Source organism: Haloferax sp. KTX1, assembly GCF_902410085.1.
Classification (GTDB): domain Archaea; phylum Halobacteriota; class Halobacteria; order Halobacteriales; family Haloferacaceae; genus Haloferax; species Haloferax massiliensis.
The window spans coordinates 367584-393304 of the sequence record NZ_CABPRH010000001.1 but is presented as its reverse complement, the minus strand read 5'-3'; the positions used below and the strand labels follow the sequence as shown (position 1 = coordinate 393304).

At 67.3% G+C, this 25721-nt stretch carries 27 protein-coding genes; 8 read left to right on the top strand and 19 right to left on the bottom strand.

All coding sequences use genetic code 11. From position 1 onward, the window contains the following. Window position 1: 1 nt before the first annotated feature. Window positions 2-1111 carry a phosphotransacetylase family protein gene (locus FY251_RS01995; RefSeq protein WP_148413225.1) on the top strand — a complete coding sequence of 370 codons (1110 nt, stop codon included), beginning with the start codon at window positions 2-4 and terminating at the stop codon, window positions 1109-1111. 43 nt (window positions 1112-1154) lie between these two features. On the opposite strand, the gene FY251_RS01990 is transcribed toward FY251_RS01995, so the two are convergent. The 3 genes from FY251_RS01990 to FY251_RS01980 all read right to left on the bottom strand — a co-directional run bounded on the left by FY251_RS01990 (window position 1155) and on the right by FY251_RS01980 (window position 3688). Continuing rightward, window positions 1155-1343 carry a hypothetical protein gene (locus FY251_RS01990; protein WP_148413224.1) on the bottom strand — a complete coding sequence of 63 codons (189 nt, stop codon included), beginning with the start codon at window positions 1341-1343 and terminating at the stop codon, window positions 1155-1157. A gap of 39 nt (window positions 1344-1382) precedes the next feature. Next, window positions 1383-2489: a Xaa-Pro peptidase family protein gene (locus FY251_RS01985; RefSeq protein ID WP_148413223.1), complete on the bottom strand. Its 1107-nt coding sequence runs from the start codon at window positions 2487-2489 to the stop codon at window positions 1383-1385. 92 nt (window positions 2490-2581) lie between these two features. Continuing rightward, window positions 2582-3688: a hemolysin family protein gene (locus FY251_RS01980; protein WP_148413222.1), complete on the bottom strand. Its 1107-nt coding sequence runs from the start codon at window positions 3686-3688 to the stop codon at window positions 2582-2584. A gap of 132 nt (window positions 3689-3820) precedes the next feature. Between FY251_RS01980 and FY251_RS01975 the strand changes: the two genes are divergently transcribed. From FY251_RS01975 to FY251_RS01965, 4 genes are all read left to right on the top strand, one after another. Beyond that, complete coding sequence (locus FY251_RS01975) at window positions 3821-5152, top strand: S8 family serine peptidase (protein WP_148413221.1); 1332 nt, start codon at window positions 3821-3823, stop codon at window positions 5150-5152. A 102-nt stretch (window positions 5153-5254) separates the two neighbouring features. After that, on the top strand, window positions 5255-6292 hold the full coding sequence (locus FY251_RS01970; RefSeq protein ID WP_148413220.1) for a hypothetical protein: 1038 nt from the start codon (window positions 5255-5257) through the stop codon (window positions 6290-6292). 205 nt (window positions 6293-6497) lie between these two features. Beyond that, entirely contained in the window at window positions 6498-6668 is a 171-nt protein-coding gene (locus tag FY251_RS22380) for a hypothetical protein (RefSeq protein WP_187367316.1), read from the top strand. Between the two features lie 30 nt (window positions 6669-6698). Further along, window positions 6699-6926 carry a hypothetical protein gene (locus FY251_RS01965; protein WP_089778645.1) on the top strand — a complete coding sequence of 76 codons (228 nt, stop codon included), beginning with the start codon at window positions 6699-6701 and terminating at the stop codon, window positions 6924-6926. Between the two features lie 7 nt (window positions 6927-6933). Here the strand turns inward: FY251_RS01965 and FY251_RS01960 are convergent, their stop codons facing one another. Both FY251_RS01960 and FY251_RS01955 read right to left on the bottom strand, forming a co-directional pair. Then, entirely contained in the window at window positions 6934-7716 is a 783-nt protein-coding gene (locus FY251_RS01960; RefSeq protein WP_148413219.1) for a CBS domain-containing protein, read from the bottom strand. Window positions 7717-7759: 43 nt separating this feature from the next. After that, window positions 7760-9217, bottom strand: coding sequence for a DHH family phosphoesterase (locus FY251_RS01955; RefSeq protein ID WP_148413218.1), 1458 nt, complete (start codon window positions 9215-9217; stop codon window positions 7760-7762). 89 nt (window positions 9218-9306) lie between these two features. On the opposite strand from FY251_RS01955, the gene FY251_RS01950 reads away from it, so the two are divergent. Then, complete coding sequence (locus FY251_RS01950) at window positions 9307-9687, top strand: hypothetical protein (RefSeq protein WP_148413217.1); 381 nt, start codon at window positions 9307-9309, stop codon at window positions 9685-9687. Between the two features lie 39 nt (window positions 9688-9726). On the opposite strand, the gene FY251_RS01945 is transcribed toward FY251_RS01950, so the two are convergent. From FY251_RS01945 to FY251_RS01880, 14 genes are all read right to left on the bottom strand, one after another. Next, complete coding sequence (locus tag FY251_RS01945) at window positions 9727-11247, bottom strand: NADH-quinone oxidoreductase subunit N (protein ID WP_148413216.1); 1521 nt, start codon at window positions 11245-11247, stop codon at window positions 9727-9729. Next, window positions 11248-12777 carry a NuoM family protein gene (locus tag FY251_RS01940; protein WP_148413215.1) on the bottom strand — a complete coding sequence of 510 codons (1530 nt, stop codon included), beginning with the start codon at window positions 12775-12777 and terminating at the stop codon, window positions 11248-11250. Continuing rightward, entirely contained in the window at window positions 12774-14810 is a 2037-nt protein-coding gene (gene nuoL / locus FY251_RS01935) for an NADH-quinone oxidoreductase subunit L (protein ID WP_148413214.1), read from the bottom strand. The genes FY251_RS01940 and nuoL overlap by 4 nt, the downstream gene beginning before the upstream one ends. Window positions 14811-14814: 4 nt before the next feature. Beyond that, window positions 14815-15117, bottom strand: a complete 303-nt coding sequence (gene nuoK / locus FY251_RS01930; RefSeq protein ID WP_004043958.1) for an NADH-quinone oxidoreductase subunit NuoK — start codon at window positions 15115-15117, stop codon at window positions 14815-14817. Beyond that, a complete protein-coding gene (locus tag FY251_RS01925; RefSeq protein ID WP_007274753.1) occupies window positions 15117-15485 on the bottom strand; it encodes a hypothetical protein in 369 nt (122 codons plus the stop codon). The genes nuoK and FY251_RS01925 overlap by 1 nt, the downstream gene beginning before the upstream one ends. Then, window positions 15482-15742 (bottom strand): NADH-quinone oxidoreductase subunit J, encoded by a 261-nt coding sequence (locus FY251_RS01920; RefSeq protein ID WP_004043960.1) that lies wholly within the window; start codon window positions 15740-15742, stop codon window positions 15482-15484. Before FY251_RS01920 ends, FY251_RS01925 begins: the two co-directional genes overlap by 4 nt. Window positions 15743-15847: 105 nt before the next feature. Next, window positions 15848-16309: an NADH-quinone oxidoreductase subunit I gene (locus tag FY251_RS01915; protein ID WP_004043961.1), complete on the bottom strand. Its 462-nt coding sequence runs from the start codon at window positions 16307-16309 to the stop codon at window positions 15848-15850. Continuing rightward, a complete protein-coding gene (locus FY251_RS01910; protein WP_148413213.1) occupies window positions 16306-17355 on the bottom strand; it encodes a complex I subunit 1 family protein in 1050 nt (349 codons plus the stop codon). The genes FY251_RS01915 and FY251_RS01910 overlap by 4 nt, the downstream gene beginning before the upstream one ends. After that, window positions 17355-19031: an NADH-quinone oxidoreductase subunit D gene (locus tag FY251_RS01905; RefSeq protein ID WP_148413212.1), complete on the bottom strand. Its 1677-nt coding sequence runs from the start codon at window positions 19029-19031 to the stop codon at window positions 17355-17357. Before FY251_RS01905 ends, FY251_RS01910 begins: the two co-directional genes overlap by 1 nt. After that, entirely contained in the window at window positions 19028-19729 is a 702-nt protein-coding gene (locus FY251_RS01900) for an NADH-quinone oxidoreductase subunit B (protein WP_148413211.1), read from the bottom strand. The genes FY251_RS01905 and FY251_RS01900 overlap by 4 nt, the downstream gene beginning before the upstream one ends. Continuing rightward, complete coding sequence (locus FY251_RS01895; RefSeq protein WP_148413210.1) at window positions 19726-20142, bottom strand: NADH-quinone oxidoreductase subunit A; 417 nt, start codon at window positions 20140-20142, stop codon at window positions 19726-19728. The genes FY251_RS01900 and FY251_RS01895 overlap by 4 nt, the downstream gene beginning before the upstream one ends. A gap of 198 nt (window positions 20143-20340) precedes the next feature. Next, window positions 20341-20952 (bottom strand): 5-(carboxyamino)imidazole ribonucleotide mutase, encoded by a 612-nt coding sequence (purE, locus tag FY251_RS01890; protein WP_089778660.1) that lies wholly within the window; start codon window positions 20950-20952, stop codon window positions 20341-20343. A 6-nt stretch (window positions 20953-20958) separates the two neighbouring features. Further along, on the bottom strand, window positions 20959-22107 hold the full coding sequence (locus FY251_RS01885; protein WP_148413209.1) for a 5-(carboxyamino)imidazole ribonucleotide synthase: 1149 nt from the start codon (window positions 22105-22107) through the stop codon (window positions 20959-20961). Between the two features lie 161 nt (window positions 22108-22268). Next, window positions 22269-24017 (bottom strand): flippase activity-associated protein Agl23, encoded by a 1749-nt coding sequence (locus FY251_RS01880; protein ID WP_148413208.1) that lies wholly within the window; start codon window positions 24015-24017, stop codon window positions 22269-22271. Window positions 24018-24124: 107 nt separating this feature from the next. On the opposite strand from FY251_RS01880, the gene ribH reads away from it, so the two are divergent. Both ribH and FY251_RS01870 read left to right on the top strand, forming a co-directional pair. Further along, the gene (ribH, locus tag FY251_RS01875) at window positions 24125-24529 is read left to right on the top strand and encodes a 6,7-dimethyl-8-ribityllumazine synthase (protein WP_148413207.1); all 405 of its coding nucleotides are present in this window, start codon (window positions 24125-24127) and stop codon (window positions 24527-24529) included. Next, window positions 24526-25680, top strand: a complete 1155-nt coding sequence (locus FY251_RS01870) for a pyridoxal phosphate-dependent aminotransferase (RefSeq protein WP_148413206.1) — start codon at window positions 24526-24528, stop codon at window positions 25678-25680. Before ribH ends, FY251_RS01870 begins: the two co-directional genes overlap by 4 nt. Window positions 25681-25721 lie beyond the last annotated feature (41 nt).

Here is a 25721-nt window from a genome sequence, read left to right as displayed (position 1 = left end):
AATGAACACGGTACTCGTCACCTCGACCGGAGAAAGCACCGGGAAGACCGCAATCACGCTCGCACTCGGCGTCCTCGCCAAGGAGCGCGGACTGGACGTGGGCTACATGAAGCCCAAGGGCACCCGCCTGCAGTCCAGCACCGGCAAGACCCTCGACGAGGACCCGATGCTCGCCCGCGAACTGCTCGACATCGACGCGGAGATGCACCAGCTCGAACCCGTCGTCTACTCCCCGACGTTCATCCAGGGCGCGGTCCGCGGCAAGGAGAACGCCGAGGAGCTCTCGGAGGTCATCTCCCACCACTTCGAGGACATCTCGGCCGGCAAGGACCTGATGCTCGTCGAGGGCGGCGGCTCCTACCGCACCGGCGGCATCGTCGACCTCACCGACGGCGACGTGGCGGACCTCCTCGACGCCGAGGTCGTCCTCGTCGCCGACTACCAGCACCCGAGCGACCTCGACGACGTGGTCGCGGCGGTCGAAGACATCGGCCCCGACCGCCTCGCGGGCGTCGTCTTCAACCGCGTGAGCGACGCCGCCTACGACGAACTCGAAACCGAGGTCGCGCCGTTCCTCGAAGCCCGCGGCGTCCCCGTCCTCGGCGTCGTCCCGACCGAAAAGGACCTCGCGGGCGTCACGGTCGAGGAACTCGCGAACGAACTCGGCGCGAACTTCGCCACCGACGCGCCGACCGACGCCTTCGTCGAGCGCTTCCTCGTCGGCGCGATGGGCGGCGACGCGGCGCTCCGCTACTTCCGCCGCACGAAGAACGCCGCGGTCATCACCGGCGGCGACCGCGCGAACATCCAGCGCGCCGCGCTCGAAGCCCCCGGCGTCAAATGTATCATCCTCACCGGCGGCCACCGACCCGTCGGAGCCGTCATCGGCAAGGCCGAAGAGAAGGGCGTCCCGGTGCTCCTCGTCAACGGCGACACGCTCTCTGTGACCGACCGCGCCGAGGACATCGTCAGCACGGGCCGCACCCGCGACGAGCGCACGGTCAACCGGATGCGCGACCTGCTGTACGAACACGCCGACATCGACGCGATCATCGGGAACATCGAACCGTCCGGTGACGACGCGGCCGACGGCGACGGCGACGACGAGTAACGACCGGCGCGCCGGCATCGACCGCTTTTTTCGGGATTCGGACTCAGGCCCCGTTGTGTCCACCCTCGCGGCCATCGAGGTAGTCGTTGAGGAGCGACGGCGCACCGACGCCGACCGCGAGGAGCGCGAAAAACGAGAGGACGAACTGTCCGGTGACTAGCTCCACGAGATAGGCGGTGGGGAGGGCGGCGAGAACGAACGCGGTGACGACGAGCGTCTGTCGGGAGACCATACGCCCGCTACGAACGTCAGTGGGTTAAACGGTTCCCGGTCAGCAGCGCCAGCCGCGGTCGGTGTCGTTCAGGAGTTCCGCGCCGTCGTCGGTGACGACGACGAGGTCCTCGATTCTGACGCCGAACTCGTCGGGGAGGTAGATGCCCGGTTCGACGCTGAAGACGTTCCCGACTTCGAGTTCGCGGTCGCTCCCGGCGACGATGTAGGGTTCCTCGTGCACGTCGAGGCCGACGCCGTGGCCGGTCCGGTGGATGAAGCGGTCGCCGTAGCCCGCCTCCTCGATGACCTCGCGGGCCGCGCGGTCGACGTCGCCGGCGGCGACGCCGGGTTCGACGGTCTCGACGGCGGCGGTCCGGGCGGCCTGTACGACGCCGTGGACCTCGGCGAACGCCGCGGGGGGCTCGCCGGCGAAGACGACGGTCCGGGTCTGGTCGCTCGGATAGTGGTCGACGACGGTGCCGAAGTCGAGGACGACCGGGTCGCCCGACTCGATGACGCGCTCGCCGTGGCCGTGGTGTGGCATCGCGCCGTTCGGGCCGGAGCCGACGAGCGGGCCGAAGGGAATCCCCTCGCCGCCCTCGTCGGCGAGGAGGCGCTCGATTTCCGCCGCGAGTTCGTTCTCGGTCATGCCGACGGCGTCAGCGCCCATGTCGCGGACGCGCTCGGCCGCCCGGTCGACGGCCGCCCCGGCGCGGCGGAGCGCGTCGAGTTCGGCGTCGTCCTTCCGCGCGCGGAGCGGGGCGACGACCTCGCTGGCGAGGCCGAAGTCGGCGTCGGGGAGCGCCGCCCGGAGGTCCTGCGAGAAGCGCGCCCACATCGTGTCGTCGACGAGGACGCGGCCGCCCGCGAGGCCGAGGTCCGAGACCACGTCGCCGAGGGCGTCCCGCGGGTCGTCGTCGTCGCTCCACGTGCGCACGTCGGCGACCCACGACTCGGCGCGGACCTGCGTCTCGTAGAGGTCGGGGACGAGAAACACCGGGTCGCCCTGGCGGGGGACGAAAAGCAGCAGATGGCGCTCGGCGGGTTCTTCGTCGAAGCCCGAGAGGTACAGCAGGTTTCGGCTGGGGAACAACGCGGTCGCGTCGGCGTCCGCGTCGGCCAGTCGCTCCTGACAGGCGCGGGTCCGTCGTTCGAAGGGCGTCATGCGAGTCGATACGGGCGGCGGGGGAAAAGCGTGGGCGGTCCGCGAGCGCGCGTCGGGGCGCCGACCACTGGTCGCTCCGCCCCGCAGGCGTCCTACGCCCCGAGGTCGAGCGGGTCGTACAGCTGGCCGGTGATGGACTCGAAGGCGTCGGAGGCGGTCACGAGGCCGACCACGGAGCCGCTTTCGGGGTCGCGGACCATCGCGAGCTCTTGATTCTCTTCTTGGAAGCGGTCGATGAGGTCGCTGACCGAGAGGTCCGCGGGGACCGAAAGCGGCGGCGCGGCGATGTCGTCGAGGCGGCGGTCGCCCGACTGGAGGCGGTCGATGTTCGAGAGGACCGTCGGCGCGTAGACGACGCCGCGCACGTCGTCGAGCGAGTCGCCGACGAGCGGGAACCGCGAGTGCTGGGGGTTCGACCGGACGCGTTCGAGGCTCTCGTCAGTGGTCGCGTCGGCCGAGAGCGCGACGACGTGGTCCGCGGGGACCATCACGTCGCGGACGGGTAGCTCGCCGATTCGGAGCGCGTTGAGCACCTCCTCGCGGCGGTCCTCGGGGAGCGACCCCTGTGCGATGACGTTCCCCATCTGGCTGCGGACCTCGCCGCGACTGAGTCGGGTGCCACCGCTCCCGGAGCCGTCGCCGTCCTCGTCGTCGAGTTCGGCCTCCTGCCACGACCGGGTTATCTCGACGCCGCCGAGCGACAGCAGGCGCTTCGCCAGCCAGTCGGCGACGACGATGACCGGGTACATCAGCTTCGTCCAGCCGTACAGGACGGGCGCGGTGTACTTCGCCACCGCGCGGGAGCGCTCGACGCCGAGATACGTCGGCACCTGCTCGCCGAGGACGACGTGCGAGAGGTTGATGACGACGAGCGCCAGCCCGACCGAAAGCGACGTGTGGGAACCCGCCGCCGCCGCCCCGCCGCCGAGGACCGCGTCGAAGGTGGCCGCGACGGCCGGTTCGGCGACGACGCCGAGGCCGACGCTGGCGATGGTAATCCCGACCTGACAGCCCGAGAGGTACACCTCCAGTCGCTCGGTCATCTCCCACGCGAGTTCGAGGCCGCGAGAGCCCTCGAAGGCGGACTCCTCGAACTGGGGGACGCGCGTCATCGCGAACTCCGAGACGACGAAGAAGGCGTTCGCGAGCAACAACACGAGGCCGCCGCCGAGACGAAGCGCGGTTTCGACACCTACCATGTGAGCCGAGCGTTCGAACCGGACTCCCCTGAGCGTGTCGGCTCCGGTACGACGTTGTGGTTTTTCGAAGTGTTATTTTAAGTTCCCAAATGTGCCGTAACAACTATGTCTCCGACGCCCGGGTCGTTTGGTATGCGTCAGCAACACAGGCGATCCTTCCTGAAGCTGAGCGGTTCCCTCCTCGGCGGCGTCGCCGCCGGGTCGACCGTCGTCGCCGCCGAGCGGACGGACCGATTCATCGTCGACCTCGGCGGGAAGGACGCGTCGGCGCGGGTGAACGCCGACATAGAGGTCATCTACGACCTCTCACCGGCCGGGGTGGCCGTCGTCGAGGGGAGCGAATCGACCGTCGCCGCGCTGGACGCGACCTACGCGCCCGACGTGGAGATTGCAATCGACGCGCCGGCGGTCAACGACGTCGCACCGACGAGCGCCGTCGACGAACCGGGATACGGCGCGCAGTGGGACAAACAGAGCCAGCGGATTCCCGCCGTCCACGACGTGACCCGCGGCGAGGGCGCGCGCGTCGCCGTCATCGACACCGGGGTCGCCGCCGACCACCCCGACCTCGAACACGCGGTCAACACGTCGCTGTCGCGGAATTTCACCGGCGACGGGTTCGGCGCGGGCGTCCCCGCCGGCGGCGACCACGGCACCCACGTCGCGGGCATCGTCGCCGCGAACGACAGAAACGAGACGGGCGTCGTCGGCTCCGCGCCGGGGGCCGAACTCGTCGACTGCCGCGTCTTCTCGCCGAACTCGCTCGCCTCGTTCGCCGACATCCTCGCGGCCGTCGTCTACAGCGCCCAAATCGACTGCGACGCCGCGAACCTCAGCCTCGGTGCCTACCCGGTCCCGCGGCAGGGCGAAGGAGGGTTCTACGGCGAGGTGCTGAACAGGACGCTGACCCACGCCAACCGCTCGGGGACCGTCGTCGTCGTCGCCGCCGGCAACGACAGCGCCGACCTCCAGCACGACGGTGGCATCATCAGCCTCCCCAACGAGGGGGCACAGGCGCTCAGCGTCAGCGCGACCGGACCGAAGGGCACCGCCTTCGACGCGGGCGACGAAGAGGAGGGTCCGAAGTCCCCGGCGTTCTACACGAACTACGGGACCAACGCCGTCGGCGTGGCCGCGCCCGGCGGCGACGCCCTCCTCTCCGCACGGGAGAGCCACCCTGACACGTGGTTCTACGACCTCGTCTACAACACCGTCTCGACGCCCTCGTACGACGACGACGGGAACTACGTCGGTTCGACCGACGGCTACGGCTGGAAAGCCGGGACGTCGATGGCCGCGCCGCAGGTCGCCGCCGCTGCGGCACTCGTCCGGTCGGTCGAACCGGGATTGACCGCAGATCAGGTCGCCTCGAAACTCGGCCGCACCGCGGCCGTCCCAGCGGAGGCGGACCGGGCGTACTACGGTTCGGGCTACCTCGACCCGCTGGGCGCCGTCACCGAGTAACGGCTCTCGCGGGGTGCTGCGACGCGTCCGAGGAGCCCGCGGAGCGGGGAGACACCTTAGCTCTCGAACAGCTTTATCTCGCGAGGCGTCGCATTGTCACTCATGAGTTGGAAAGCAATCGACGCCCTCGACGACGCCCGTGACGCCACGGCGTCGCTCCTCCTCCCGTTCGACGCGGGTCGATGGGCGCGCCTCGCACTCATCGCCCTCTTCGTCGGCGGCCTCGGCGGTGGCGGTGGCACCGGTGGCAACGCCGGAACAACCGCGCCCGGCAGCGGCGGGTCGACCGACATCCCGGTCGACTCGCTCCCCGGGTTCGTGACGCCCGAGAACGTCTTCGCCGCGGTCATCGCGCTCTTAGCGGTCGGCATCGTCCTCTGGATTCTCTGGTCGTTCGTCGGCTCCGTGATGCAGTTCGTCCTCGTTGACGCCGTCGTCACGAAAGACGTACGCATCCGCAAACCGTTCCGCGAGCGCTTCTGGCTCGGCGTCAGACTGTTCGCGTTCCAAATCGGCCTGCTCATCGCCATCATCACGGTCATCGGACTCCCGGTCGCGGCCGTATACTTCGGCTACATCGCGTTCACACCCGGGATTGCCCTCCTCGCCATCCCGCTGGTGTTTCTCGCCATCGGGCTACTGTTCGTGAGCGCCATCATCGTGCAGTTGACGACCGACTTCGTCGTCCCGACGATGATAGCCGAGGACCGCGCCCTCCTGTCGTCGTGGGGGCGGGTCGTTCCGGTGTTCCGCGCCGAACTCTCCGAGTTCGGGCTGTACGTCATCGTCCGGTTCATCCTCGGCATCCTCGCGAGCATCGGTATCGGCATCGCGGCGCTCCTCGCCCTGCTCGTCGTCGCCATCCCCTTCGCCATCGTCGGCGGCGCGGCGTTCCTCGCGCTCAACGCCGCGAACGTCGCGCTGTTCTCGACGGCCGGGCTGGTCGTCTTCGGCGCGCTCGGGGTCCTGTTCGTCCTCGCGGCCATCGCGGTCGGCGCGGTCGTCCAGATGCCCGTCGTGACGTACTTCCGGTACTACTCGCTGTTCTTGCTCGGGAGCGCCGACGACTCGCTCGACCTCGTCTCGCAGTTCCGGTCCGACGACGACTCGTCGGCTCCGGAAGGCCCGACGCCCGCGTGAGGACGGCGACTCGCTCGCCCCGACTCGCGCTCCAGTCTCGGAGCGCGCTCGCCGCCGTCGCGCTCCGGTACATCCGTCACGCTCTAGAACACCCGTCACACCCCGAAACGCCCCGGTGTACGCGGTTTTTCGCGCCGTCGCCGACGCGACCGTCTCGGGTGGTAAGCGGTGATTAATTAATACGTTGACAATCCTACGCTTCGGTATGTCCTTCGAATGGGTCTCGTACTTCACGTGCGAGGAGTGCGGGCTAGAGCGCCCGTCGCCGGAGGTCCCCTACGACCACCTCGGGTACGCGGTCTGTCCGAACTGCGGCGCGGAGACGCGCCCGGCCGCCCCGGTGACGGCCGACGCCTCGACGCTGGCGGATGGGTAGACACTTCGGCCTCCGCCGTCATTGCCCGGTATGAGTTGGACGGAGGTCCGCCGGGACGACCGCATCGCGGAGTGGGAGCGAAGCGACGGCCACGCGACAATTCGGCTCCGACGCGGGCCGAACGCGTGGCACGTCAGGGTCGACCGACTCTACCAGTCCGCCGAGGGCCGCGGCTACGAGGGCGAGCGCTTCGAGTCGGAGGCCGAGGCTCGCGAGGCCGTCGACGCGTGGAAAGCCGAGTACGACGTGGAGAACTGAGACTGAGCTACTGGAGTCGGCGAGTCGTCTCGACCAGCGGGTGTCGGGCGTAGTCGACGATGTCGATGTCCGAGATGGACTTGAGACCCTCCTTTTCGGCGGTCCGCTGCATCCCGAGCTCGACCGGGTCGTCGACGACGATGACGTAGGCGTCCATCTCCTCGATGCCGATGCGGTCGGCCGCGAGAACGCGGTGGTGACCGTCCGCGAGGAGCAACGTCCCGTTGTTGTCGATGACGACGAGGGGTTCGGCGAGGCCGCGTTCGAGTTCGTAGCGGCGGCCGTCGAGTTCGTCGGCGTAGACGCGGGCCTGCGTCGGAATGAGGTTCGAAAGCGAGACGGTTCGTCGCTCCTGGTGGACCGTGATGCCGTGAATCTGTTCGAGCGTCCGCATGAGTTTGCCCACCTTCTCGGGCGTCGCGCGCTCGATTTGGCTTCGGATGACGTCGGTGTTCGAGATGATGCCGACGAGGTTGCCCGCGTCGTCGACGACCGGGAGCTTCTGGATGCCCGACCGGAGGATGACGCGGGCGGCGTCGTTCACGTCCATCTCGGGGTGGGCGACGACGAGGTCCGTCGCCATCACCGTCTCGATGGACTCGTCGTCGTTCGCGAGGAGGATGTCGCGGGCCGTGACGAACCCCTCCGCTTTGCGACCGTCGCAGACGGGAAACCCGTTGTGCCCGTCGCTCTCCGCGATGCGTCGGGCGACGTCCGCGACCGTGTCGGACGGAGAGACGGTCTGGACCTCGCGCGTCATGTACTCCTTGACGGTCGCTTTGGTACTCATCTCCCATCCCATAGGGCCACCGTCGGCAAAAACGTGTGGGCGCTCACTCATCGAGCGGGTACTCGAAGGCGACCTCGGTGTCCAGACTCGGCGTCGGCGTCGCGTGTTCGAGCGTCTCGAATAGCCGCCCGGCGACGATGTCCGTGACGATGGTCACCAGCGATTCCCGAGAGTCGTCGCCCACGTCGTCGAGGATGCCTAACGGAATCTGTGCGCCCGCCATGTCGGCGTGGCCGCCGGCGCTCCCGATGGAGCCGAGGGCGTCACGAAATGCCTCGCCGAGGTCGACCCGCGCTCCTCGGGCGCGGCCGGAGACGTAGACCGTCCCGTCCATCAGGCCGTAGACGACCGTCACCTCGACGCCCTCCATCCCGAGGAGGTGGTCGGCGGCCTGCGCGAGGGCGTCCCGCTCGCGGATATCGCCGACGTTCGACGCGAGGGCGTTCCCCCGGACGTCGCGGTTCGAGATGGCGCGCGCGAGCGTCTCCATCGTCTCGGAGGTGAGACTCGGCGTCTCGACCCGTTCGAGCAGGTCAACGTCGACGTGGGGGATGAGGAAGGCGGCGGCCTCGAAGTCGGCCGTCGAGACCTCCCGCGTGAAGTCGTTGGTGTCGACCTGAATCCCGAACAACAGCGCCGTCGCGACCGTCGTGTCGGGGACGATGCCGAGCCGTTCGAGGTACTCCGCGAGGAGCGTGCTCGTCGCGCCGACGCCGCGCCTGAGGTCCACGTACGCCGCCTCGACCGGCGCGCGCGGCGGGTGGTGGTCGATGACGATGTCGATCGTCGTCTCCGGCGGGAGGCGGTCGTTGACGCCCGGCCGAGAGTGGTCGACGAGCGCGAAACCGGCGTACTCGTCGTCCGCGGGTACCTCGTCGAGGACGCGGAGGTCCAGTTCGAGGAGGTTGACGAGCGCGCGGTTCTCCTGATGAGAGATGTCGCCGAAGTAACACGCTTCGGCGTCGATACCCGCCCGCTCGGCGATGGCTTGTAGCGCCAGCGCCGCGGCGATAGCGTCGGGATCCGGGTTGTCGTGCATCACGACCGCGAGCTTGCCGTCGACGTTTCGGAGGACCCGCATCAGGCGGTTCAGCCGCTCCGTGTGCGACGTGCCGACGGCGTCGAGGATGCGGTCTGTGACCACTCGCCGCGGGTCGATGACCTCGTCGGCGAGGTCGTACACCTCGTCGCGGACCGACGGGTCGGCGTCGTCACCGAGGTAGACGACCAGCGGCGCGTCCGGACAGTGTTCGCTGGCCGCGCGCGCCGCGTCGAGGTTCGACCGCGGAGACTGTCCGCCGACGACGACGAGGTCGACCCCGTCGGGGTAGGTCGACGGGTCGGCGGGGTCGCCCTCTCTCGCGTCGATGCCGTCCGAGCGGAGGTCCTCGGCGCGCCCCTTTCGGTCGGTGACGACCGTCACCGTCCCGCCGCGGCCGGCGAGCTGCTCGACGAGCCCTCCGCCGAGCGACCCGCAACCGAGAACCAGGCGACGTACCATACAGGGACGGTCGAACTCCGGCCGCAAAACCCTACCGTCCTCCCATCCGGCGATGATATTATGTCATGCCACGCCATGACACACATACGATGGAACTCGAGACGCAACTGCTCTCCGAATCGCGAGCCGAGTCGTTCGTCCGAACCTGTCGAACCGTCGTCGGCGACGACCTCAGGAGCGTGACGTACTTCACCCACGACCGCTGCGACCAGATTTACCTCCGGAGCGACCTCGAAGCCGACGCCGACCTCACCGGATTCGTCGAACACGAGACCGACGGGTTCCAGGCGCGGACCGCCTATCGCGGCTCCGAACTCGGCGACTACCGCTACACCGTCCGCGCGTTCGACCACGGCTACCTGACGCGGGTGACCGCCGACGACAAAGGCGTGTTCGTCACGACCGACGGCCTGACGCTCAGGCGATCCGAGGAGCTGGCATCGGCGCTCGGCGAGTTACTTCGCGAATAAAAGAAACCGAAACGGAACCGGGTCGAATCGCCGGAACGCTCAGAAGAGCGCCGCGGCGACGGTCTGGGCCGTCTCGATGACGGGTTGGAAGCCGGGCAGGAGCAGCAGCGTCCCGACCGCGGCGAAGATAATCGCCACGTAGAGACCGACCGGCTGACTGCCGATTTCGAGGGGCTCAGACGGCTCCTCGATCCACATCGCTTTCACGACGCGACTGTAGTAGAACAGCGACAGCGCGCTGTTGACCGCGCCGACCGCGGCGAGCCACCAGAAGCCGGAGCCGATGGCCGACTCGAACAGGGCGTACTTCGAGAAGAAGCCGCCGAACGGCGGGAGCCCCGCGAGCGAGAACATGAAGACGGTCATCGCCGTCGCGGCGACGGGCGCCTTCGACGCGATGCCGTTGTAGTCCTCGAACGTGCGGCCGAGACCCCACTTTTCGACCATGGCGATGAACAGGAACGCGCCCGTGTTCATGAAGCCGTAGACGAGCAGGTGGGCCATGCTCGCGCCGAGGACGTCGCCGTTCGCGGCACCGCCGTCGACGGTGATGGCCGCGAGCCCGATGAGCGCGTAGCCGGCGTGCCCGATGGAGGAGTACGCCAGCATGCGCTTTACGTTCTCTTGGGTCGCCGCCGCGAAGTTGCCGAGCGTCATCGTGACGACGGCGAGCAGCGCGAACAGCAGCGACCAGTCGACGCTCCCGCCGCCGATTGCGGTGACGGTTTCGAGGGGGAACGCGACGGTGAACACGCGGAAGGCGACGGCGAAGCCGGCCGCCTTCGACGCCGACGAGAGGAACGCGCTCACGGGAGCGGGCGCGCCCTCGTAGGCCTCCGGCGCCCAGAAGTGGAACGGGACGGAGGCGGTCTTGAACGCGAAACCGCCGGCGATCATCAGCACGCCGAGGCCGAGGACCCCGACGAGTTCGGTGCCCTCGGCGAGCGTCGCGGCGATTTCCGGGAGCACCAGCGAGCCGGTGACGGCGAACACGAGGCTGATACCGAACGCGAACACCGCCGACGACAGCGCGCCGATGAGGAAGTACTTCAGGCCGGCTTCGATGCTGCCGCGGTCCTTCTTGAGGAACGCGACGAGCGCGTACGACGGCAGGGACGCGAGTTCGAGGCTGACGAAGACGGTCGCCAGCGAGTTCGACATCCCCATGAGCGTCATGCCGGTCGCGGCGAACAGCACGAGGGCGTAGAACTCGCCTTGGTACTGCTGGTCCGCGAGGTAGTCGTACGAGGCGACAGAAACCATCGCGGCGACGCTGGTGAAGATGAGCGTGAAGAACAGGCTCATCCCGTCGACGACGAGCGCGTCGCCGTACAGCGAGATCGCGCCGCCGGTGGACTCCATGCCGGTTCCGCCGATGAGGAACCAGCCGGCGATGCCGCCGGCGGCGAGCGCACCGAGCGTCGCCGTGCCGGCCAAGAGGCCGTTGTTCGTGGAGTCAGGGTCGATGGTGTCGATGAGCAGCAGTGCGAGCCCCGTGAGCGCGAGCACGATGGCGGGAGCCGTCGCCGCCCACTCGGGGAGCGTCTGGAGGGGCGTCATCTAGAACGCACCTCCCAGTTCGAGAATCGGAGTAACCGCGTCCTGAATCATCGTGAAGAAGATGTCCGGAGAGACACCGAGCACGATGGTGAGAAGCAGCAGCACCGCGAGCGGTGCCACGTCGTGGAACGGTGCCTCGGTGATCTCGTAGTCGCCGTCGAACCGGAACGGTCCGAACAGGGTCCGCTGCATCGCGAACAGCAGGTAGCCGGCGACGATGACGATACCGAACATAGCCGCGCCGGTAAACAGCGGCATCGCCTCCATCACCGTGGACTCGAACGCGCCCTTGAAGATGAAGAACTCTGCCGCGAACCCGGCCATGAGCGGGAGGCCCATGTAGCCGAACGCGCCGGCGACGAAGATGCCGGCGGTGACGGGCATCCGGTCGGCCAGTCCGGAGAAGTCAGTCACCATACGCGTGTGGGTCGTGTTGTAGATGACGCCGACGGCCATGAACATCAGGCCGGAGATGAGACCGTGGGCGACCATCTGGAAGGTCGCACCGCCGACGCCGTAGGTGGTGTAGGCGATGAGACCGAGGATGACGTACCCCATCGACGAGACGGAGGAGTACGCGACGATGCGCTTGAGGTCCTGCTGTGCCAGCGCGAGGAGCGCGCCGTAGATGACGCTCGCGACGGCGAGCAGGGCGATGGGCAGCGCGAAGGCGCGCGCCGTCTCCGGCAGCATCGTGAAGTTGAACCGGAGCAGGGCGTACGTACCCATCTTCAGGAGGACCCCGGCCAGCATGACCGACACCGGCGTGGGGGCCTCGACGTGGGCGTCCGGCAGCCACGTGTGAAGCGGGGCGACCGGAACCTTGACCGCGAACCCGAGGAACATCGCGACGAACGCGACCGACGCGAGCGCGCCGGGCGACAGCCCCGCGAAGCTCCCGAGCTGTCCGGCCTGCAACGCCTGCGCGATTTCGGGCAGGCGGAACGACGAGATCGAGTCGCCGAGACCGAACACGAGCGAGATGAACCCGATGAACATCACGAGCGACGCGATGTTCGTGTAGACGAAGAACTTGATCGCCGCGTACTTGCGGCGGGGACCGCCCCAGACGCCGATGAGGAAGTACATCGGCAGGAGCACGGCCTCCCAGAAGATGAACCAGACGAAGAAGTCGAGCGCCGTGAAGACGCCCAGCAGGTTCGCCTCCATCAGGAGCATCAGACCGAAGAACTGGGACTGACGCTCCGAGATGGGCGTCCACGCGCTGACGATAGCGAGCGTCGTGAGAATGGTCGTGAGGACGACGAGCGGCATGCTGATGCCGTCGACGCCGACCATCCAGTGGATGTCGTACTGGCCGAGTTGCAGCCAGGCGACGTCTGTCTCGAACGCGATGTTCCCGCCGAGAAGGGCGTTCCCGCTCGCGTCGTACTGTTGCCACATGTAGAGGCTCCCGACGACGGGAGCCAGACTCAGCGCGAAGGCCGCCTTGCCGGCGTACCGGTCCGGCAGGACGAAGGTGACCAGCGCGGCGAGGAACGTGACTGCGATGAGCGCTTCGATTATCATGCGAACCAACCTCCGAGCAGACCGAGACCGAGAAGGAGCGCGGTCAGACCGAGCGTGAGGAGTGCCGCGTAGTTGCTCACAACGCCGGTCTGAATGCGCTTGACGCGACCGCCGGCGAACAGGCTCACGCTGGAGACGCCGTTGACGACGCCGTCGACGATACCCTGATCGAACTTATCGAGGGCGCGCGAGACGGGCTGGACGACGCCGGTCGCGATCCAGACCTGGTACTCGTCTTGGTAGTAGTTGTTGTACAGGACGGTCTTGATGCTCCCGAGCTTGTCCGTGTGTTCGACGGGCTCGGGGACGTTGTACAGGCGGTAGGCGAGCCCAGCGCCCGCGAGGGCGAGGGCGAGCGAAACCAACCCGGGCGCGATGGAGCCGATGCCGGCCGGGTGGAGTCCCGCGCCGACGCCGCTTTCGAGCACTTCGAGGTAGTGGTGCGAGGTCAGCGAGGTGATGCCGCCGTCGAGCCAGTCGTGGAGGAACGTGAGGTGAATCCCCGTGAGGTCCTCCACCGGGGCCATGTTGACGAGGCCGGTGACGGCCGCGAGCACGCCGAGGACGGCCAGCGGGAACTTGACGTTCCAGCCGAAGCCGTGCGGGTCGCGCGCGGTCTCGCTTCGCGGTTCGCCGTGGAAGGTGAGGAACACCATCCGGAAGGTGTAGAAGCCGGTGAAGAACACGGCGATAAGTCCCATCGCGTACGCGATGAGGAAGATGGTCCCGAGGCCGCCCTCGGTTCCGAGGCCGTGGTTGAGCGCCTCGTAGAGAATCTCGTCTTTCGACCAGAAGCCGGCGAACGGGACGATGCCGGCGAGGGCGAGCGAGCCCGAGAGGAACGCGTAGTACGTCACGGGCATCTTGTCTTTGAGGCCGCCCATGTCCCACATGTTCTCGTTGTGGTGCATCGCGATGATGACCGCACCGGCACCGAGGAACAAGAGCGCCTTGAAGAAGGCGTGGGTGAGCAGGTGGAACGTCGCGGCGACGTAGCCGCCGACGCCGAGCCCGAGCATCATGTAGCCGTACTGGCTGATGGTCGAGTACGCGAGCACCTGCTTGATTTCCTTCTTGACGACGCCCATCGTCGCGGCGAAGAGGGCCGTGAAGCCGCCCACGAGCGCGATGATGGCGAGCGTCGTCGGGGTCAGCGCGTAGAAGCCGTACATCCGGGCGACGAGGTAGACGCCGGCCGCGACCATCGTCGCCGCGTGAATGAGCGCGGAGACGGGGGTCGGACCTTCCATCGCGTCCGGAAGCCACGTGTGCAGGGGGAACTGCGCGGACTTACCGATGACGCCTCCGAGAACGAGGAGGCCGACGACGGTGAACCACGCCTGTTCGCCCATGCCGAGGAACGTGTTGACCGCGTGCTCGCCGTGGAGCGCCTCCTCGGCGAGGACCGGGAACGCCTCGGGGCCGGCGAACGACGCCGAGCCGAACGTCGCGAACACCGCGACGACGCCGATGAGGAAGAAGTAGTCACCGAAGCGGGTGACGAGGAACGCCTTCTTCGCGGCGCTCGGCGGACCCTCCTGGCGGAACCAGAAGCCGATGAGCAGGTAGGAACACAGCCCCACCAGCTCGAAGAACATGAACGCCATGAGGAGGTTGCTGGACACGACGAACGCCAGCATCGACGCGGTGAACAGGCCGAGCCCGGCGTAGTAGCGCGGGAGGCCCGTCTCGCCCTCGTCGTTCATGTAGCCGAGGCTGAAGACGTGGACGAGGAACGCGACGAGCGTCACGATGACGAGCATCATCGACGAAAGCGGGTCGATGAGCAGGCCGAAGTCGAGCGAGACCGCGTCGCCGGCGCCGGTCGCCCACGTGTAGATGTGTTGGTTGTAGGTCTGTCCGCCGCTGACGGCGAAGAACGTCGCGATGGACAGGACGAACGAGCCCGCCGTCGCGCCGATTCCCGCCAGCGCCCCTCCCTTCGGCATGTACCGTCCCGCCCCGAGCGCGATCAGGAACGAGAGGAACGGGAGGAGGACGATGGCCGGAGCGAAGTCTAAGATACCTGCCATAATGTTACCACCTCATCGTGGTCGCGTTGGTCACGTCCACGCCGTCGAAGTTGCGGTACAGTACGAGGATGATGCCGATACCGACCGCCACCTCGGCGGCGGCGAGCGCCATCGTGAACAGCCCGAACGTCTGGCCCGTCACGTTGCCCCAGTAGTAGGAAAAGGCGACGAGGTTGATGTTCGCGGCGTTCAGCATCAGTTCGACCGACATCAGGAACAACAGCGCGTTCCGACGGGTCAAGAGGCCGAAGATGCCGATGCAGAACACGGCGGCCGACAGGACGAGGTAATACTGCGCGGGGACCATCAGTTGTCACCCTCCTCGTCGTCGAACAGCGTCTGCTTGAGTTCCCGACCGCCGTCGGTCAGGATGGTCCGCATCTGCCCCGCGGTGTCCTCGCGGCGAGCGAGGAGCACCGCGCCGGCAAGCGCGGCGACGAGCACGAGGTCGATGATTTCGAACGCGACCAGCATGCTCTCGCCGTCGACGCTTCCGAACCCGAGGTTGAACATCGAATAGCCGATGCTCGCGGTGATGTTTGCTCCCTCTGCGAACCCCTGTGGGTCCGGGAACGACGCGCCGAGGAACACGACCGCCATCACGACGAACAGCGCGACGGCAGCGAGTCCGGGCACGAGGTGCGAACCGAGTTTCAGCTGCGGTTTGGTTGTCATGTACTACTCACCTCCGGATTGATACGCGTCAGCATCACGGCGAACGTGATGAGAATCAGGACCCCGCCGACGTAGACGAGGACCTGCATGGCGGCGAGGAACTCCGCCTGCAACATCACGTAATGCACCGCGACGCTCAAGAGCGCGCCCCCGAGCAGGAGTGCGGAATGCCAGATGTCCCGCACGAGGACGACGCCCAGGCTGCAGCCCACGGTGACGAGGGCGAACAGCGCGAACGCGATGGTTTCATAAACCATTGTGTGTGTCTCCTTGAGATATCCCTTTGAACATTTCGAGAACGTCCTCAGCGTCCGGTAGCGGACGCGGGCTGACGGGACTCGAACGATTCACTCGCGGTCATGTTACTGGTAGTCGACCTCTCCTTCGCCCTCGCCGACCCACGCGTTGCGGTCGGGGTTGCGGGAGTTGAGCGGGTCGATGTCCTTGTACCACGGGACGTTCTTGAGCTGTTCTTTGTTGTAGACGAAGTCGTTTTTCGTGTCCGCCGTGAACTCGAAGTTCTGCGTGAGCAGGATGGCGTCGACGGGGCAGACCTCCTCGCACAGCCGGCAGTAGATACACTGGCCGATGTGGAGGTTGTACTGCTCGCCGTTGCGCTGGTCGTCCTGAACGATCTGAATCGTGTCGTTCGGACAGACGTTCTCACACTGGCGACACCAGATACACCGCTCTTGGCTGAACTTGTGGACGCCGCGGAAACGCGGGCTCACTTCGGGCGCGGTCTCGGGGTACTCGACCGTGAACGTCTGCCCGTCGAGCGCGTGCTTCAGCGTCACTGCCATGCCTTTCAGGATTCCGATCATGCAATCACCCCCACGATGATGGCCGTGAGAACCAGGTTGGCGAAGGAGAGCACGAGCATCCCCTTCCAACCGATTTCGAGGAACTGATCGACGCGAAGGCGCGGCACCGCGGAGCGCGCCCACTGGGTGAACAGGAAGAACGCCCAGATTTTGATGGTGAACCAGACGAATCCGGGAAGCACAGGGCCCGCCGGACCGCCGAGGAACAGGGTCGCCGCGATAGCGCCGCCGAGGAAGATGTGGATGAACTCGCCGAGGTAGATGAGCACGAAGTAGACCGAGGAGTACTCGGTCTGGTACCCGGCGACGATTTCGGTCGGCGCTTCGGGGATGTCGAACGGGTTGCGGCCGACCTCCGCGAGGTTCGCGATGACGAACAGCGCGAACGCGAAGGGGTTGACGAACGCGAACCACGTCGGAATCGTCACGCCGGCGACCGAAAGCAGCGGTTCGGCCTGCACGGCGACGATTTCGCTCATGCGGAGCGAGCCGGCGAAGATGACGACCGAGGCCGCCGTGACGACCAGCGGAATCTCGTAGGCGATGTTCGCCGCGACGGCGCGGAGCGCGCCGATGAGCGAGAACTTGTTGTTCGATGCGTAGCCGGTCATGACGATGCCCAGCGAGGCGATGGACGCCGCGGCGAAGGCGAACGCGAGACCGGTCTCGGGGTCAGCGAGCTGGATGCCGTTGCCCATCGGGATGACGGCGAATCCGAGCAGCGCAGAGAAGGGGATAACCATCGGGGCGAGGTCCCACGCGGGACGGTCGACGCCCTCGGGAACGATGAGTTCCTTCGACAGCAGTCGGACGGCGTCCGTGACGATGGTCAGAAGCCCGAACGGACCGATTCGGTTGACCGCGATGCGGTCGCCGAAGGCGGCCGTGATCTTCCGTTTGGCCCACGGCCCGGCGAACGCCGTCATGATGAGCATGATGTTGGCGACGAGGAACGCGCCGACGAGTCCGCCGACGACGTCACCGAGGACGCCTTCGAGGCCGAGGAGGCCGCTGACCGTGTCCGGAAGGACTGCCTGCAGACTCATTACCGGTCCACCTCTCCGAGAACGATGTCGAGACTGCCGAGCGAGGCAATCATGTCGGGGATGTACTCACCCTCGGACATCTCGGGGAGCGTCTGCAGGTTCGAGAAACACGGGCTGCGAATCTTGAAGCGGGCCGGCTTGTCGGTGCCGTCGGCGCGGATGTAGATGCCGAGTTCGCCCTTCGCACCCTCGACGGCGCGGTAGATCTCCGTGTCCTCTTCGGGTTTGAGCGTGCGCGGAACGTTGGCCTGGATGTTCCGCTCGTCTTCGGGCCAGTCTTCGAGCAGGTCGACGCACTGCTGGATGATCTTGGCCGACTCCTCGACTTCGCGCATGCGCACGAGCAGGCGAGAGAAGTTGTCGCAGCCGTCCTCGACGACGACGTCCCAGTCGAGTTCGTCGTAGTAGCCGTAGGAGTCGTCGCGGCGGAGGTCGTAGTCGATGCCGGAGCCGCGGGCGACCGGGCCGGTCGCGCCGTAGCTCTTTGCGACTTCCGGCGGCAGGACGCCCGTGCCGACCGTACGGGCCTGCAAAATCTCGTTCGAGGTGATCATGTCGTGGTACTCCTCAAGCGCCTGCGGAAGCCCGTCGAGGAAGTCGCGAACCTTCTCGAAGAACTCCTCGCGGGGTTCGGGGAGGTCCCAGACGACGCCGCCGAGCCGGAAGTAGTTGAACATCATGCGCTGACCGGTGAGGTCTTCGAGGATGTTCTGGACGATTTCGCGGTCCCGCATGGCGTACATGAAGATGGCCGTGAAGTCGCCGTACACGTCCAGCGCGAACGTGCCGAGCGCGATCATGTGCGACGCGATTCGGCACAGTTCCGCGCCCATCGTGCGGATGATCTGGGCGTACTCGGGAACCTCGATGTCCGCGAGGTCCTCCGCGGTGCGGGCGTAGGCCCACTCGTTCAGCAGTCCCGCCGAGATGTAGTCCCAGCGGTCGGGGTACGGCATAATCTGGTGCCGGTAGGTCCCCTGCTGGCACATCTGCTCCTCGCAGCGGTGGAGGTAGCCGATGTCGGCGTCGAGGTCGACGACCTGCTCGCCGTCGACGACCGTCTCGACGTGTAGCACGCCGTGGGTCGCCGGGTGGTGGGGACCGATGTTGATGTACATCGTGTTGTTGTCCCCCGCGGCGCGGTGGTCTTCCTCCAGCGGGTTCGCGTGCTCGCGGAGCGTCGCGATCTGCGGGCGGTCCTGGTCGTAGTCCAGCCCGAGCGGGTGGCCCTGCCACGTCTCCGGCAGGAGGATGCGGCGCAGGTCCGGGTGGTCTTCGTACTGGATGCCGACGAGGTCGTACGCCTCCCGTTCGTGCCAGTCGGCCGTCCGGTAGACCGGTTCGGCGGACTGACTGACCGGGTTGTCCTTCGACGTGGGCACGACGACAGAGACCTCGTCGGTCCGGTCGTCGAACTTCGTCAGGTGGTAGACGGACTCGTAGCGGTCCTCGTACTCCTGTGCGGTCACACACGAGAGGTGGTCGAAACCGGCCTCGTCGCGGAGCTTGAACAGCGCGTCTTGGACCTCGTCGGGTCGGATGACGAGGCCGGGCGCGTTCATGTGCTCTTCGCGGCCGACGACGAGGTCGCCGAGCAGGTCGGCGAGTTCGTCGCCGCGACTGACGCCCGATTCGAGTTCCGCGGGCTCGTCGGACTGCTGCTCTTCGAGACTCATGGCGAATCAGCCCAGTTGTACCGCATGACGAGGTCGTCTTCGTCGATCTGCGCGGCGAGTTTGTCGACGATTTCGTCGCGTTCGAGGTCGCCGAACTGCTCCAGTTCGTACGGCTTGACCGTCACCGGGCTGGACTCGCCGTTCGCGATGCGCTCTTGGAGCTTCGCGATCCCGTAGATGAGCGCCTCCGGGCGCGGCGGGCAGCCGGGGATGTGGATGTCCACCGGGATGACCTCCTCTGCGCCCTTGATGACGTTGTAGCCCTCCTGGAACGGGCCGCCGGAAATCGTACACGACCCCATGCCGACGACGAACTTCGGTTCGGGCATCTGGTCGTAGACGCGCTTCATGCGCGGGGCGAACTTCGAGACGATCGTCCCCGGCACGATAATCACGTCGGCCTGTCGCGGCGACGCGCGCGGCACGCCCGCCGCGAACCGGTCCAGGTCGTGTTTGATCGCGTAGGTGTGCATCATCTCGATGCTGCAGCAGGCGATACCGAACTGCAGCATGAACATCGAGGACCCGCGGACCCAGTTCATGAAGTTGTCGAACTTCGTGAGGATGAACGGTGACGAGCCGAAGGCCTCCCGAAGCTTCGAGTTGAACCGGTCGTCCGCCCCCGCCATGCGGGCGTCGCGAGTCTCGGTCTGTACCTGTGTATCGTCCGTGACGAATGGCTTCTGTTCGCTACTCATGCATCTTGCCTCTCTGTCTTACGACGGCTGGCCTGCGGGCTTTTGACCCACTTGACAGCGCCGTTGCGCCACGCCCAGACGAGGCCGACGACGAGGACACCGATGAAAACGAGCATCGGCGTCAGAATCGCCGCCAGCGACGCGCCCTGTTCGAGGGCCGAGCGGTAAATGACCGTCCACGGGAAAATCAGGACGGTCTCGATGTCGAACACGAGGAACAGCAGCGCGACCATGTAGTACTGAATGTTAAACTGGACGCGCGCCGTGCCTGTCGGCACCTCACCACTCTCGTACGTGGCACTCTTTCCTTGTTCCGGTACGCTTGGGCGAAGCAGCGCCGACACCGCCATCATCGCGAGCGGTATGCCGACACCGACCAAGCCCATCGCACCGATTGCAATCCAATCACTCATGCCGTGTCTCCCTGACGTGCGGCGGTTAGAAGCGCTCCCCTATAAACATTGATTTGTGTGTTTCGGGCGCGAGAGAGCTTCTATTTGGAAAATACGCGAGAGACGCCCGGAACCCCGCACGGGCGGGGTTTCGACGCCGATAGCGACCCCACAGGCGCGGAAACGGCCGGGTGGCGACCGGCAGCGAAACGCGGCCCGCTACCGCGACTCGCGGAAGCCGGCGACCCCGAGGTCGTGGAGCGCGGCCGAGGTCTCGGCCACGTCGGAAACGAGCTCCTCGTGGTACTCGACGAGCCGGTCTTCGAGTTCGGGGTGTCCCCGAGAGAGCGCCTGTACCGCCGACAGCGCCGCGTTGAACGACTTGCCGGCGTCGACCGCGACGATGGGCGCGCCCGTCGGCATCCCGATGACCGAGTCGACCGACTTCTCCTGGACGGGGACGCCGACGACCGGAATCGGGTACGCGATGGAGGCGGTCATGTTCGGGAGGTCCGCGGACTTGCCGCCCGCGCCGGCGATGATGACCTCGACGCCGCGGTCGCGCGCGGTGTCGCCGTAGGCGTACATCAGGTCCGGCGTCCGGTGTGCGGAGACGACGTACGTCTCGTAGGTGAACCGCTCCTCGGGCGGCGCGTCGAAGTCCGTCTGCTCGCCGAATCCGAGCGTGTCCAGCGCCTCGTGCGCGCCGGACATCACGTCGAGGTCGGAGTCAGACCCCATGATGATGCCCACGTCGGGCGTCGTCTCGGGGTCGCGGTCGGCGTCGGCCTGTGCGTGCAGTTCGTCGATGAGGTCCCGTTCTGTCGTCATGGTGAATCAGTCGAAGTGCAGTCCGTCGCGGAGCTCGCGTGCGCGTGCGAGAAGCGTTTCGAGGTCGGCGTCGTCGTCGCCGACGGCGGCGAGGTGGCCCATCTTTCGCAGGGGCCGAACCTCGTCTTTGCCGTACCAGTGCAGTGAGACGCCCGATTCGGCGAGAGCGTCGTCGAGGCCGCCGAGTCGCGCCGGCTGGCTCTCGTCGACCGTGCCGAGGACGTTCGCCATCACGGTGGGCGACCGGCGCGTCGTCGCGCCGAGGGGCCACCCGAGGACGGCGCGGACGTGCTGTTCGAACTGCGAGGAGAGCGCGCCCTCGATGGTCCAGTGGCCGGAGTTGTGCGGGCGCGGGGCGACCTCGTTGACGAGCACGTCGCCCGCGGCGGTCTCGAACAGTTCGATGCCGAAGACGCCGCGACCGGGCAGATGCGAGAGCACCTCGCGGGCGACGCGGTCGGCCTCTTCGCGCACCTCGTCTGTCGTCCGCGCCGGGACGATCGTCTCGCGGAGAATCTCCTCTTCGTGGACGTTCTCGCCCACGGGGAACGTCCGAATCTCGTCTTCGCCGCGGACGCCGATGACCGACAGTTCGCGCTCGAAGTCGACGAACGCCTCGGCCATCGCCGGGCCGCCGACCTCCTCGATTGCGGCCTCGGCGTCCTCGGGGTCGGTGACGGGGACGTTCCCGCGGCCGTCGTAGCCGCCGGTCCGGGCTTTCAGCATGACCGAGCCGAACTCGTCGAGCGCGTCGCGGAGGTCCCCCGCGTCGTCGACGCGGTGGAACGGCGGAATCGGGATGCCCGCCTCGCCGAAGGTGTCCTTCTGGACCAGTTTGTCCTCGATGGTCCGCAGCGCGTCGGGCGAGGGGTGGACCGCGATTCCCTCCTCGGCGGCCAACTCGTCGAGCAGGTCGGGGTCGGCGAGCTCGATTTCGAACGTCAGCGCGTCGGCCCGCGCGGCGAGTTCCGCCATCGCCTCGGGGTCGTCGAAGTCGCCGACGATCTGGTCGGCGACGGCCGACGCCGGGCAGTCGGGTGTCGGGTCGAGCACGACGATGTCGACGCCGAGCGGTGCGGCGGCCTCGCCGAGCATGCGCCCGAGCTGGCCCCCACCGACGACGCCGAGCGTGGGTCCGGGTACGGTGACGGTCACAGTCGCGGGTTCAGTACGTCGGTGCATAAACGTTGCCACATTCAGTGTTCAAATGATCACGTCCGTGGATACAATTGGGGAAGGAGACGCGGAACGAGCCGGACGCTCGAACGCGTCGAACGCGAGGGAAAATCGGGGCGGTCGAACGCCGCTGTCCGGCGTCAGCCCCGCGTCTCGTTCGCGGCGTCGAGGGCGTCCTCGTCGATGAACACGACCACGTCCTCGCTCCAGAGTTTGAAGGCGTGCTGGCGCGCGACGTAGCCGTCGAGTTCGGGTTCGAGTTCGGCGCGGTCCCACTCGTAGGCGACGACGACCGGCGGCGCGTCGGCGGTCACCTCGGAGACGTTCGCGTCCGGCGCGCTACTGGTGCGCTCGACGTCCGCGCCCTCGAAGTACCACGGGAGCGGGAGGCGGCTGTGCCACGACGGTCCGCCGAGGGGGTCCGACTCGTTTTCGACGTAGAAGTGGGTCTCGTCGTTGTCCGGCGGGTGCGTACCGTACAGGAGCACGTCCGTCCCGGAGTTGGCGGCCGAGACGCGCTCGACGTCGTCGAGCGTGGCCTGTAAGTCGTTCGCGGGTTGCGCCCACTGGAGCACCTCGCTGTCCTCGTCGGTCGAGGCGTTCCAGTAGTCGACGTTCGCGGCCGCGACGCCGCCGACCGAGGCGACGAGGACGAGCGCCGCGAGGCCGACGCCGACCGTGTCTTTGGCGTCGAGCGCCTGCACGCCGGAGCGGAAGACGAACGCCGCGCCGACCGCGGCGGGAATCGCGAGCGGGACGACCGCGTGGACGACGACCCACGGCGCTTGGATGTCGGTCGCCAGCGGGTAGCCGAAGATGCTCACGACGCCCCAGTAGGTCGCGAAGGCGACGAGCCACCGGATGCGGCCCGCGACGACGCCGTAGCGGTCCACGACGATGCCGACGAGGGCGAAGACGATGAGCACCGGCGCGCCGTAGACGAACGTTTCGAGGAAGTCCTTCAGATACGGGAGGTACTCGTGGGACTGGTGGCTCCCGCCGAGCCAACTGCCGACCATCTCGGAGGCCGCGCCGACGGTCCCGGCTTCGAGAACCGGGAGCATCGGAGCGGAACCGCCGAGCGCGCTCCAGAGGTCGGGCCGCGGCGCGTAGAAGAAGACGAAGACGACGAGGAACGCGAGCAGGCCGCCGAGGACGCCCGCGGCGTATCGAACCGCGCCGTAGCCGAGACTGCCGGCCCCGCGTGCGCGGAGTCGGTCGCGGAGACTCGCCGGTAGCTCCGAAAAGAGGATGTCGCGGGCTGACTCGCCGGCCGAGGTGCGGGCGAGCAGTCGGTGGTCGAAGACGAGGACCGCCGCCCCGAGGAAACACGCGAGGTAGACGACGTAGTTCTCCTTCGTCGCCGACCCGGTCGCAAAGGAGACGCCCGCGGGGACGAGGTACGCGAGGCGGCCGGTGTCGTACGCGCGGACGACGAAACCGAGCGCGACGAACGAGAAGGCGGCCACGAGCACGTCGTTGCGCATGAACCGCGAGTAGTAGATCAAAAGCGGGTTCGCCGCGAGGAAGACCGCGAGCGCGACCATCTCGTCGCGGCGGAGGTGCTCGCGGAACAGCCAGACCGAAAGCGGGAGCAGGCCGCCGACGACGGCCACGGGAAGCCGCGCCGTGAAGTCCGTCGCCGGGAGGACCGCAAAGAGGTAGTCGTTGACGACGGGGAGGAACGGGCCGTGGATGATGGGTCGGTAGGTGAACTCGCCGGTCTCGTGATAGCGCAGAATCCAGTAGCCGACGCGGCCTTCGTCCCAGTGGAAGATGCGGCCGCCGAGGTCGACGAGGCGGACGAGGAGGGCGAGGACCGCCACGCCGAAAACCGCCGGGAGGGCACGGGACCGAGCGACCGTCTCGGTCCCACTGTCAGTACTCATGCCCACCCATCGCCACGCCGTCAATACAACTTTTGTGCTTGGCCGTCGCCGGGGCCAAATTCGGTCGGTGTCGGTAGTTCTTTTATCCGAGACGGGAAGGGTCGGCCATGGTCTCTCTCGGACTCGTCGTGGCCCGATTCAACTCGTCGGTCACGGAGCAGATGGAGGAGGCGGCCCGCGACGCGGCCGCCGAGCGCGACGCGGAGGTCGTCGAAACGATTCAGGTCCCCGGCGCGTACGACTCGCCGCTCGCGGCCGACCGACTCGCCCGCCGCGACGACGTCGACGCCGTCGCGGTCATCGGCGCAATCGTCACCGGCGACACCGACCACGACCGCGTCATCGCCGACGCGACCGCGAAGTCGCTGACAGAGGTCTCGTTGGACCGCGACACGCCGGTCTGTTTCGGCGTCTCCGGCCCCGGAATGAGCGGGGCTGAGGCCCGCGAGCGCGTCAGCAAAGGTGCGGAAGCGGTTTACGCCGCGACCGATATGGTGGAGGCGTTGGCATGAACTTCGATTTCAGCGACCGAGTCGGCCGCGTCGAACCGAGCGCGACGCTCGCCATCTCGAACCTCGCGAGCGAACTGGAAGCGCAGGGCGAAGACGTGGTCGACCTTTCGGTCGGCGCGCCGGACTTCCCCACCCCGGACAACATCACGCAGGCGGCGAAGGACGCGCTCGACGCGGGACACACGAGCTACACCTCGTCGAACGGGATTCCGGAACTCAAGGAAGCCATCGCGGCGAAGCTCCGCGGGAACGGCGTCGACGCCGAGGCCGACGAGGTCATCGTCACGCCCGGCGGCAAGCAGGCGCTGTTCGAGACGTTCCAGACGCTCGTCGACGACGGCGACGAGGTCGTTCTCCTCGACCCCGCGTGGGTCTCCTACGAGGCGATGGTCAAGCTCGCCGGCGGCACGCTCAGCCGCGTCGACCTCGCGCAGCACGACTTCAAGCTCGAACCCGCGCTCGACGAACTCGGCGAGACCGTCTCCGACGAGACGAAGCTCCTCGTCGTCAACTCCCCGTCGAACCCGACCGGCGGCGTGTTCTCCGACGCGGCGCTCGAAGGCGTCCGCGACCTCGCGGTCGAACACGACTTCGCCGTCATCTCCGACGAGATTTACGAGCGCATCGTCTACGACGGCTTCGAGCACACCTCGCTCGGCTCCCTCGACGGGATGGAGGACCGCACCATCACCATCAACGGCTTCTCGAAGGCGTTCTCGATGACCGGCTGGCGGCTCGGCTACCTCCACGCCCCGTCGGACCTCATCGCGCAGGCCGGCAAACTCCACTCGCATTCGGTCTCCTGCGCCGTGAACTTCGTCCAGCACGCCGGCGTCGAGGCGCTCTCGGAGCGCACCGACGACGACGTCGAGGAGATGCGCCAGGCGTTCGAGGAGCGACGCGACATGCTCGTGGACCTCCTCGCCGAACACGACGTCGACGTGGCCGTCCCGAAGGGCGCGTTCTACATGATGCTCCCCGTCGACGACGACGACCAAGCGTGGTGCGAGGGCGCGATTCAGGACGCGAAGGTGGCGACCGTCCCCGGCAGCGCGTTCAACGCGCCGGGCTACGCCCGCATCTCCTACGCCGCGAGCGAAGAGCGACTCCGCGAGGCCATCGAGCGCCTCGCCGAACACGACTACATCTGAGTCGCCCGCGACGACTGATTTTTCGGGGCGACGCATCGAAG

Excerpts from the sequence above, each read along its gene's own strand:
- FY251_RS01995 (WP_148413225.1), top strand. The coding sequence starts at position 2 with ATGAACACGGTACTCGTCACCTCGACCGGAGAAAGCACCGGGAAGACC.
- FY251_RS01990 (WP_148413224.1), bottom strand. The coding sequence starts at position 1,343 with ATGGTCTCCCGACAGACGCTCGTCGTCACCGCGTTCGTTCTCGCCGCC.
- FY251_RS01985 (WP_148413223.1), bottom strand. The coding sequence starts at position 2,489 with ATGACGCCCTTCGAACGACGGACCCGCGCCTGTCAGGAGCGACTGGCC.
- FY251_RS01980 (WP_148413222.1), bottom strand. The coding sequence starts at position 3,688 with ATGGTAGGTGTCGAAACCGCGCTTCGTCTCGGCGGCGGCCTCGTGTTG.
- FY251_RS01975 (WP_148413221.1), top strand. The coding sequence starts at position 3,821 with ATGCGTCAGCAACACAGGCGATCCTTCCTGAAGCTGAGCGGTTCCCTC.
- FY251_RS01970 (WP_148413220.1), top strand. The coding sequence starts at position 5,255 with ATGAGTTGGAAAGCAATCGACGCCCTCGACGACGCCCGTGACGCCACG.
- FY251_RS22380 (WP_187367316.1), top strand. The coding sequence starts at position 6,498 with ATGTCCTTCGAATGGGTCTCGTACTTCACGTGCGAGGAGTGCGGGCTA.
- FY251_RS01965 (WP_089778645.1), top strand. The coding sequence starts at position 6,699 with ATGAGTTGGACGGAGGTCCGCCGGGACGACCGCATCGCGGAGTGGGAG.
- FY251_RS01960 (WP_148413219.1), bottom strand. The coding sequence starts at position 7,716 with ATGAGTACCAAAGCGACCGTCAAGGAGTACATGACGCGCGAGGTCCAG.
- FY251_RS01955 (WP_148413218.1), bottom strand. The coding sequence starts at position 9,217 with ATGGTACGTCGCCTGGTTCTCGGTTGCGGGTCGCTCGGCGGAGGGCTC.
- FY251_RS01950 (WP_148413217.1), top strand. The coding sequence starts at position 9,307 with ATGGAACTCGAGACGCAACTGCTCTCCGAATCGCGAGCCGAGTCGTTC.
- FY251_RS01945 (WP_148413216.1), bottom strand. The coding sequence starts at position 11,247 with ATGACGCCCCTCCAGACGCTCCCCGAGTGGGCGGCGACGGCTCCCGCC.
- FY251_RS01940 (WP_148413215.1), bottom strand. The coding sequence starts at position 12,777 with ATGATAATCGAAGCGCTCATCGCAGTCACGTTCCTCGCCGCGCTGGTC.
- nuoL (WP_148413214.1), bottom strand. The coding sequence starts at position 14,810 with ATGGCAGGTATCTTAGACTTCGCTCCGGCCATCGTCCTCCTCCCGTTC.
- nuoK (WP_004043958.1), bottom strand. The coding sequence starts at position 15,117 with ATGGTCCCCGCGCAGTATTACCTCGTCCTGTCGGCCGCCGTGTTCTGC.
- FY251_RS01925 (WP_007274753.1), bottom strand. The coding sequence starts at position 15,485 with ATGACAACCAAACCGCAGCTGAAACTCGGTTCGCACCTCGTGCCCGGA.
- FY251_RS01920 (WP_004043960.1), bottom strand. The coding sequence starts at position 15,742 with ATGGTTTATGAAACCATCGCGTTCGCGCTGTTCGCCCTCGTCACCGTG.
- FY251_RS01915 (WP_004043961.1), bottom strand. The coding sequence starts at position 16,309 with ATGATCGGAATCCTGAAAGGCATGGCAGTGACGCTGAAGCACGCGCTC.
- FY251_RS01910 (WP_148413213.1), bottom strand. The coding sequence starts at position 17,355 with ATGAGTCTGCAGGCAGTCCTTCCGGACACGGTCAGCGGCCTCCTCGGC.
- FY251_RS01905 (WP_148413212.1), bottom strand. The coding sequence starts at position 19,031 with ATGAGTCTCGAAGAGCAGCAGTCCGACGAGCCCGCGGAACTCGAATCG.
- FY251_RS01900 (WP_148413211.1), bottom strand. The coding sequence starts at position 19,729 with ATGAGTAGCGAACAGAAGCCATTCGTCACGGACGATACACAGGTACAG.
- FY251_RS01895 (WP_148413210.1), bottom strand. The coding sequence starts at position 20,142 with ATGAGTGATTGGATTGCAATCGGTGCGATGGGCTTGGTCGGTGTCGGC.
- purE (WP_089778660.1), bottom strand. The coding sequence starts at position 20,952 with ATGACGACAGAACGGGACCTCATCGACGAACTGCACGCACAGGCCGAC.
- FY251_RS01880 (WP_148413208.1), bottom strand. The coding sequence starts at position 24,017 with ATGAGTACTGACAGTGGGACCGAGACGGTCGCTCGGTCCCGTGCCCTC.
- ribH (WP_148413207.1), top strand. The coding sequence starts at position 24,125 with ATGGTCTCTCTCGGACTCGTCGTGGCCCGATTCAACTCGTCGGTCACG.
- FY251_RS01870 (WP_148413206.1), top strand. The coding sequence starts at position 24,526 with ATGAACTTCGATTTCAGCGACCGAGTCGGCCGCGTCGAACCGAGCGCG.